This window comes from Anthropogastromicrobium aceti (assembly GCF_020687335.1).
GTDB lineage: Bacteria > Bacillota > Clostridia > Lachnospirales > Lachnospiraceae > Anthropogastromicrobium > Anthropogastromicrobium aceti.
In genome coordinates, this window is record NZ_JAJEQN010000073.1 from 1 (window position 1) to 7,417 (window position 7,417).

Consider the following 7,417-nt stretch of genomic DNA (forward strand, 5'->3'; position numbering starts at 1 on the left):
TGCCAGAGAAGCTATTATGTTGGCAAGGATACAACCGAAGATGATATCAAGGCTCACTTTGAGCATGGTATGCTGACGGTAACTGTTGCAAAGAAGGAAGCAAAGCCAGCAGTAGAAGAGAAGAAGCATATCGCAATTGAAGGATAAAAAAATATTAGATAGTGTAGATAGTTAGAGGGCATGCGTCAAAAGGCGCGTGCCCTCTTTTTTTGTTTTGTTAGTAGCAAATTTTTTTATAGGTGTTATTGCTCTTGCAAACGCATGTCTTGCTGTGTATAATCAAAATTAGAAATATGGCGTTTTGTGAACTAACGGGGATTCACTTGCACAAAAAAAGAAAGGAGTGTTTTGATATGATGTATCCATATATGACATTATCAGATGAAACAGAAATTGTGCATTCTCAGCTTATTGAAGACAAAGGAATAAAAAAGGTCATTGTGAATTTTGAACGACCAACAGATAATGGATTTGATTCAGCAAGATGTGAACTTCCTGAATACAAATGGACAGAAAAAGAAGGATATAGTGATGAAGAAATCGCATTCTTTGAAAAACTGCTCCATAGCAATGCTCATTTATTATACAAATACGCTGCAAATGGAGGAATAAAAATTGCCTAAATTATTTACTGTGAGCGGATACATTGTATATTTTTGGTCGAATGAGGAAGGGGAGCCGATTCATGTTCATGTATCAAAAGGCAGACCAACACCGAATGCTACAAAATTTGGTTAACCCGTACTGGGGGATGCATTGTAGCAAGCAATGGAAGTCAAATTGCATCGAAGGAATTGAATGAGTTAATGGAATTTATTTCAGCTCAGTTTTTCCTTATTTGTGCAAGATGGAAACAGTTTTTTGTTACAGATACGATTAAATTTTATTGTTGATAGAACCAGTGGGACAGATAAAAAGCCACAGTACCTGTCCCGGTGGAAAGGTTGAAGAATAAAGGCAACCAGAACGCAGGCAATCCACAGAATAATAACACGCAGGGACAACCGAAAAAATAGTAATTGATATACCTTTCAAAAAAAAGTGTTGTTCAATTAAAATATACTGTTGACATTCATTATACTGTGTAGTACGATATATCTATCAAGAAAACAGTGAGGTGAACAACATGAACTTAGACAAATGGAAATCTCAAATAGTGCGAGGTACATTGGAATATTGTATTTTGCTAATGCTGGATAAAAAAGTATATTATGGGTATGAGATTTTACAAGAATTGAGCAAATATCCTATAATTACTTCTACGGAAAGTACAGTATATCCATTGTTAAGAAGATTACAAAAGGAAAACTACTTGCAATCAACTTGGCAAGAGTCCACAGAGGGCTTGCCACCTCGTAAGTATTATTCATTAACACCAGACGGAAAAAATTATCTGGACGCTATGAATACTGAATGGGAAAATTTATTAAATGCTATGTCTGATTTGAAAGGAGAATAAAATTATGAATACTACGTTTGAAAAATACTTAGATACTATTGATAAATGTTTGAAACCACTTCCAACTTCTGAACGTGTTGATATTGTAAAGGAAATAAAAGGCTCTATTTTAGAAATGGAAAGCGAAAACCTCTCAACAGAACAAATTTTAACTAGATTAGGAAAGCCAAAAGACCTTGCAAAAGCCTATCTTGGAGATTTACTTGCAAAGGAAAACGGTTTTAGCTGGAACAGATTTTTAACAGCTTGTGCTTTTTATAGCTTAGTAGGTTTTTCTGGATTGTTTGTAATACCAGTTTTAGTTATTGTTGCACCTACTTTTATTCTGTGTGGTGTTGCTTCTGCTGTATTAGGGATTATAAAATTAGTAGATTATTTATTACATTTGAATATTCCTTATGTAGATTATATTGGTTTTCAATTTGGAAATACAGCTTTAAGCCCTATCCCAGTATTTATCTTATCACTAATCACGGGGATAATCTTGTTCTTATTAGGACGAGGTGCATGGAAGTTATTGATTACCTATTGCAAAGGTATTAGTAAAACTAAAAACAATTTATCAATTTAATATGTATGTGTATTTAAGCAGTTAGTCTTAGGATTGACTGCTTTTTCACACCCAGAAAGGAGTGATTGATTTATGCGTAAGATTTGGAATAAAGGACACCGTATCAGAGCAAGCGACAAGCACCTTGTTTACCATTTTTCCATAGGAATGCTTCTGTTTCTGTTCGTGGCGGTTCTTTTGCTAGTCAATATCAAACAGCTCATGCATACCGATTGGGAACATTTCAGCTTGTTAGAAAACGGCTTGACGCTTTCCCCTTACAACTTCATAACCATACTGATAGCGACTGGTGTTTGTGCATTGATCGCTTTTCTGTATTACCGCTTCTGTTACGACAATTTCAAGAAGCTCCTGCACCGTCAAAAGCTGGCACGAATGATACTGGAAAATAAGTGGTATGAAGCTGATACCGTACAAGACAGCGGTTTTTTTACTGACCTGCAAAGCAGATCAAGGGAAAAAATCGTCTGGTTTCCAAAAATTTATTATCAAATGGAAAAGGGACTGCTTCATATCCGCTGTGAAATTACGCTGGCAAAATATCAAGACCAGCTTTTACGGTTAGAGGATAAATTGGAAAGTGGCTTGTATTGCTAGCTGACCGACAAGACCTTACATGACGGCTATATCGAATATACCCTGCTTTATGATATGATAGCGAACCGCATTACCATTGATGAAGTACGGGCAGAAAACGGCTGTCTAAAGCTGATGAAAAATCTTGTCTGGGAATATGACGCACTCCCTCACGCTCTGATTGCTGGTGGGACGGGTGGCGGTAAAACCTATTTTCTGTTGACGCTCATTGAAGCCTTACTGCATACCAACGCTGTCCTTTACATCTTAGACCCGAAGAACGGTGACCTTGCAGACTTAGGGACAGTTATGGGAAATGTGTATCATACCAAAGAAGAAATGATAGATTGCGTCCGTGCCTTTTATGAGGGCATGGTACAGCGAAGTGAGGAAATGAAACGACACCCGAACTATAAGACTGGCGAAAACTATGCCTATCTGGGACTGCCACCCTGCTTTCTTATCTTTGATGAATATGTGGCATTTTTTGAAATGCTGGGGACGAAAGAAAGCGTGAGCCTACTTAGCCAGTTAAAGAAAATCGTTATGTTAGGGCGACAAGCAGGTTATTTCCTTATCGTTGCCTGCCAGCGTCCAGACGTAAAGTATTTCTCGGACGGTATCAGAGATAACTTCAATTTCCGTGTGGGATTGGGGCGTATCAGCGAATTAGGTTACGGTATGCTGTTCGGTTCAGATGTGAAAAAGCAGTTTTTCCAGAAGCGTATCAAGGGGCGTGGTTATTGTGATGTGGGAACAAGCGTGATAAGCGAATTTTATACGCCTTTAGTCCCGAAAGGACATGATTTTTTGCAGACAATCGGTTCTCTTGCACAAGCAAGGCAGGACGGGACGGCGACGTGCGAAGCGAAAGGCGACGGCACGGACTAGCCGTTGCTGGTGTGGCGTAAGCCACGCCAGCAGGTAAAACCCCTCGGTATCTAACAGAGGGGTACGTTTGCAAATAGACAATAGACAAAAAACATAGGAAACATAAGGCTTCTGGCATGGTTTCCTTGCAAAAATCAGTTGTGAAGTCGCTTGAAAAAACTTCACACTTTACAGATTGGGGGTATGGTTCTGAATGAAGAACAATGGATAAAAGAATTATGGGAGAAACGGATTGCTTACGGTATCTCACAAGGCAGGCTGGCGGTGGCTTCTGGTATCACAAGGGAATATCTCAACAAGATAGAAAGTGGAAAAATGAAGCCATCAAAGGAACTTCTGGAAACTCTGCATAAGGAACTGGCAAGGTTCAATCCAGAAGCACCGCTTACCATGCTGTTTGATTATGTGAAAATTCGTTTTCCCACGCTGGATATACAGCACATCATCAAAGATATATTAAAACTGAATATTAATTATATGCTCCATGAAGATTACGGACATTACAGCTATACGGAGCATTACTCTTTAGGGGACATCTTTATCTATACGTCGGCTGACGAAGAAAAAGGTGTCCTTTTAGAGTTAAAGGGGCGTGGTTGCAGGCAGTTTGAAAGTTACCTGCTGGCACAGCAAAGAAGCTGGTATGACTTTCTCATGGACGCACTCGTAGACGGTGGCGTGATGAAGCGTATCGACCTTGCTATCAACGACCATACGGGCATTTTGGATATTCCAGAGCTTGCGGAAAAATGCAGGAAACGGGAATATATCGGAAAGTCCAGAAGCTATAAGTTTTATCAGTCTGGCGAGCTTATCAAGCACAGAGAGGACGACAGAGAATATATGGGACGAACCCTTTATCTTGGTTCGCTGAAATCAGATGTGTATTTCTGTATCTATGAAAAGGACTATGAGCAGTACGTCAAGTTAGGGACACCGCTTGAAGAAGCCGACATTATCAATCGTTTTGAGATACGGCTTAGAAATGAACGTGCCTATTATGCAGTACGAGATTTGCTGACGTATTATGACGCAGAGCAGACTGCCTTTTCTATCATCAACCAGTATGTGAGGTTTGTTGATGAAGAACCAGACAAGCGAAAAAATGACCGGAAACTCAATGACCGCTGGGCTTGGTTTATCGGCGATAACAGACAGAGCTTGAAGCTGACGACAAAGCCAGAGCCTTACACCTTAGACCGTACATTGCGGTGGGTACAACGGCAGGTAGCACCGACCTTGAAAATGCTGAAAAAGATTGATAAAGGAAACGGTACAGACTACATGGAAACAATCGAACAGCAGGCAAAGCTCACAGAAAAGCATGAAATGATAATCAAACAGCAGACGACCCCTGCAAAAGATTTGGTGGAAAGTTAGGAGTGATAAAAAATGTGGGTATTATTAAAAGACTTCCTGCTGGTATCTATGGGAATGGGTATCGGCGTAGTCTTGATGTGTATTTTGAATGTCGGCAAAGAAGCTGACTATGAAATGAAACAATTAAAAGAAAGCGAGGACAATTAAATGAATTTCGGACAAAATTTGTATCAATGGTTTTTATCAAATGCACAGAGCTTGGTGCTTATGTCGATCGTGGTTATCGGTATCTACTTAGGTTTCAAGCGTGAGTTTTCCAAACTTATCGGCTTCTTGGTAGTTGCCTTAATTGCTGTCGGCTTGGTATTCAATGCTGGCGGTGTGAAAGATGTACTGTTAGAGCTGTTCAATAAGATTATCGGTGCGTAGGATTTAGATTGTATTATCAATTATGAATGTTAGAACAGAAATTAAAAAAATGAAAATTGAAAATTTGCTTTAAAGCATAATTCTATATGTATTCTAGTATTGACAAAATGTAATGAGTACATTACAATAAAAGTAATCACTACATTACATTTTGGAGAGGAGCGATAACTTTGATATGGAACAGAATTAAAGTTTTACGTGCTGAAAGGGACTGGACACAAGCAGATTTAGCTGAAAAAGTTGGAATTTCACGACAAGCGGTTATATCAATAGAAAAATATAAATATACTCCGTCATTAGAATTGGCATTTAAAATTGCAGAAGTATTTGGTGTTTCTATTGATGAAGTTTTCGAGCATAGGGAGGACAAATAGTATGAATGAGCAAATTATTATCTTGATTTTTCTTGTTTTAGCATTAGGAGCAACGTTGTGGCTTTATATATTGAAAGCAAAAAAGCAAGTTGAATATAAGGGTGATGAACGCTGGTTGACGATACAGCTAAAAGCAAATCAGTTTGCTAATATAGCAAATTGGACATTGATTATATTATTAGCGATTGCGACATCAGTACCATTATTTATAGATATTCAAATTATGTTTACACTTGACCGAGTAATTCTTTTTGGAGAACTTTTTATTGGTTTGCGTAATTTGCTTGAATTGATTGCAATTATGTATTTTGATAAACAGTTATAAATCATTAGGAAAATATGATAATTTTATACACCTATACACAAAGCAGTTAGTCTTAGGATTGACTGCTTTTTTCTTACCAAAATTTCAGATTGGAGTGATGAAATGAACGATATTTTTAAGGATATGCGGGCAAACGTCGGCTGTGAATACATTTCTGACCTGCCCTCTTACAAGCGTAAGGTGTGGCATGAAATGAAACGGCTGAACCATGCCGATTATGAAGAAAGACAGTTAGAAGATTTTTCTAAATATGTGTTTGGTATGTCGTACCATACCTTAAAAGATGTGATAAAACAACAGAAAGGACGTGAGGAACAATGCAGGAAACAAGGGTGCTGGTGGAAACGAGAGGAACAACTGGCGAAGAAACAACATCATACTGGTTCGACTTGCCGATAGATGTTGCCGAGTTTGAAGAAAAGTTAGGTATCGGTGCAGAAAGTGGGGATTACCGCATTATCGAAAAGGTGTTGCCGTTTGCTGATGAAGTCCACGAACATACCAGCGTGTATCAGCTCAACGAATTAGATTTTATGTATCGCCAGCTTTCAAGTGATATGCAGGAAGAACATGTATCACTACTTACGGTGTTTGAGAATTTAGAAGCACTTTATCTTTGCAGGAACGTGATTACTGTTTATCCCGACTGCAAAAGCATGATAGATGTTGCAAGGCAAAAGCTGATGAACGACCCGACGTTCAAGCATTTATCCGAGGACTGTCAAGAATACTACTTTGACTTTGAAGCCTATGCTTCTCACTTGCAGGAACACGGGAAATTTTTAGTAACAGAACACGGTATCTTTGAACTGCCAGAGTAGGAAATGAGGTGGTGCTTATGATTGATGATATGGCGGTTTACATTGCTAATCTTGGCAAATACAATGAGGGCTATTTAGTAGGTGCATGGTTCACATTTCCTATTGACGAGGAAGATGTGAAAGAAAAAATCGGCTTGAATGAACAGTATGAGGAATACGCTATCCATGATACCGACAACTTCCCGATTGCGATTGGCGAGTATGTTTCCATTGAAGAACTCAATGAGATGTATGAAATGATAGAGGAACTTCCCGACTATATCGTAGAATGTCTGGACGAATTTATCAGCCACTACGGGACGCTGGAAGAAGTCGTGGAACACAAGGACGATATTTATTATTATCCCGACTGTGAAACCATGACAGACGTTGCCTACTACGAAAGCCATTGGGGACAGGTAAAGTGGACTTTTTATTGTCACCGTGGCTTAGTTCACAAAATTTTCACAAAAAATTAGCACTCAACTCTTGACATTGCTAATAATACATGCTATAGTACAACTAGAACAAAAGAGAGGGGTACAGAGAGAACAAAAGGAACAAAAAGTTGAATGTTCTAGGTTCTCCAAGGAATTTCCAATCTGGAGTTTGGAAACAGCAAAGCTGCGGATGAAAAATAAACTGGAAAAATAATGATGAGTGATTTGAAAG

The 7,417-nt window shown here is 38.7% G+C and carries 12 protein-coding genes and 2 pseudogenes; all 14 read left to right on the top strand.

All coding sequences use genetic code 11. From position 1 onward, the window contains the following. On the top strand, positions 1–147 hold a 147-nt coding region (locus LKD48_RS16595), incomplete at its 5' end, for an Hsp20 family protein (protein ID WP_308732320.1). A gap of 206 nt (positions 148–353) precedes the next feature. Then, complete coding sequence (locus LKD48_RS15950) at positions 354–623, top strand: hypothetical protein (RefSeq protein ID WP_118616494.1); 270 nt, start codon at positions 354–356, stop codon at positions 621–623. 10 nt (positions 624–633) lie between these two features. Beyond that, positions 634–738 (top strand): DUF4160 domain-containing protein, encoded by a 105-nt coding sequence (locus tag LKD48_RS16600; RefSeq protein ID WP_308732603.1) that lies wholly within the window; start codon positions 634–636, stop codon positions 736–738. 388 nt (positions 739–1,126) lie between these two features. Next, a complete protein-coding gene (locus LKD48_RS15960; RefSeq protein ID WP_007286208.1) occupies positions 1,127–1,459 on the top strand; it encodes a PadR family transcriptional regulator in 333 nt (110 codons plus the stop codon). A 4-nt stretch (positions 1,460–1,463) separates the two neighbouring features. Beyond that, on the top strand, positions 1,464–2,030 hold the full coding sequence (locus LKD48_RS15965; protein WP_308732597.1) for an HAAS signaling domain-containing protein: 567 nt from the start codon (positions 1,464–1,466) through the stop codon (positions 2,028–2,030). Positions 2,031–2,102: 72 nt separating this feature from the next. Then, a pseudogene (locus LKD48_RS15970) lies at positions 2,103–3,497 on the top strand (FtsK/SpoIIIE domain-containing protein). A gap of 183 nt (positions 3,498–3,680) precedes the next feature. Continuing rightward, positions 3,681–4,877: a MobT family relaxase gene (mobT, locus tag LKD48_RS15975; protein WP_308732598.1), complete on the top strand. Its 1,197-nt coding sequence runs from the start codon at positions 3,681–3,683 to the stop codon at positions 4,875–4,877. Between the two features lie 33 nt (positions 4,878–4,910). Then, positions 4,911–5,024: pseudogene (locus tag LKD48_RS15980) on the top strand (DUF3789 domain-containing protein); the annotation flags it as partial. Continuing rightward, entirely contained in the window at positions 5,025–5,246 is a 222-nt protein-coding gene (locus tag LKD48_RS15985) for a hypothetical protein (protein WP_003060793.1), read from the top strand. It begins immediately after the preceding pseudogene. A 170-nt stretch (positions 5,247–5,416) separates the two neighbouring features. Further along, positions 5,417–5,620 carry a helix-turn-helix transcriptional regulator gene (locus LKD48_RS15990; RefSeq protein ID WP_055061724.1) on the top strand — a complete coding sequence of 68 codons (204 nt, stop codon included), beginning with the start codon at positions 5,417–5,419 and terminating at the stop codon, positions 5,618–5,620. A gap of 1 nt (position 5,621) precedes the next feature. Continuing rightward, positions 5,622–5,945 carry a hypothetical protein gene (locus LKD48_RS15995; protein ID WP_308732599.1) on the top strand — a complete coding sequence of 108 codons (324 nt, stop codon included), beginning with the start codon at positions 5,622–5,624 and terminating at the stop codon, positions 5,943–5,945. Positions 5,946–6,047: 102 nt separating this feature from the next. Next, positions 6,048–6,344: a conjugal transfer protein gene (locus LKD48_RS16000; protein ID WP_308732600.1), complete on the top strand. Its 297-nt coding sequence runs from the start codon at positions 6,048–6,050 to the stop codon at positions 6,342–6,344. Beyond that, complete coding sequence (locus tag LKD48_RS16005) at positions 6,263–6,766, top strand: antirestriction protein ArdA (protein ID WP_308732601.1); 504 nt, start codon at positions 6,263–6,265, stop codon at positions 6,764–6,766. Before LKD48_RS16000 ends, LKD48_RS16005 begins: the two co-directional genes overlap by 82 nt. 17 nt (positions 6,767–6,783) lie before the next feature. Next, positions 6,784–7,224 carry an antirestriction protein ArdA gene (locus LKD48_RS16010; RefSeq protein ID WP_308732602.1) on the top strand — a complete coding sequence of 147 codons (441 nt, stop codon included), beginning with the start codon at positions 6,784–6,786 and terminating at the stop codon, positions 7,222–7,224. The last annotated feature ends 193 nt before the right edge of the window (positions 7,225–7,417 follow it).

Bases quoted from the DNA above. Each gene is read 5' to 3' on its own strand.
- mobT (WP_308732598.1), top strand. From the start codon at position 3,681: ATGGTTCTGAATGAAGAACAATGGATAAAAGAATTATGGGAGAAACGG.
- LKD48_RS15995 (WP_308732599.1), top strand. From the start codon at position 5,622: ATGAATGAGCAAATTATTATCTTGATTTTTCTTGTTTTAGCATTAGGA.
- LKD48_RS15965 (WP_308732597.1), top strand. From the start codon at position 1,464: ATGAATACTACGTTTGAAAAATACTTAGATACTATTGATAAATGTTTG.
- LKD48_RS15960 (WP_007286208.1), top strand. From the start codon at position 1,127: ATGAACTTAGACAAATGGAAATCTCAAATAGTGCGAGGTACATTGGAA.
- LKD48_RS16000 (WP_308732600.1), top strand. From the start codon at position 6,048: ATGAACGATATTTTTAAGGATATGCGGGCAAACGTCGGCTGTGAATAC.
- LKD48_RS16010 (WP_308732602.1), top strand. From the start codon at position 6,784: ATGATTGATGATATGGCGGTTTACATTGCTAATCTTGGCAAATACAAT.
- LKD48_RS15950 (WP_118616494.1), top strand. From the start codon at position 354: ATGATGTATCCATATATGACATTATCAGATGAAACAGAAATTGTGCAT.
- LKD48_RS16005 (WP_308732601.1), top strand. From the start codon at position 6,263: ATGCAGGAAACAAGGGTGCTGGTGGAAACGAGAGGAACAACTGGCGAA.
- LKD48_RS15985 (WP_003060793.1), top strand. From the start codon at position 5,025: ATGAATTTCGGACAAAATTTGTATCAATGGTTTTTATCAAATGCACAG.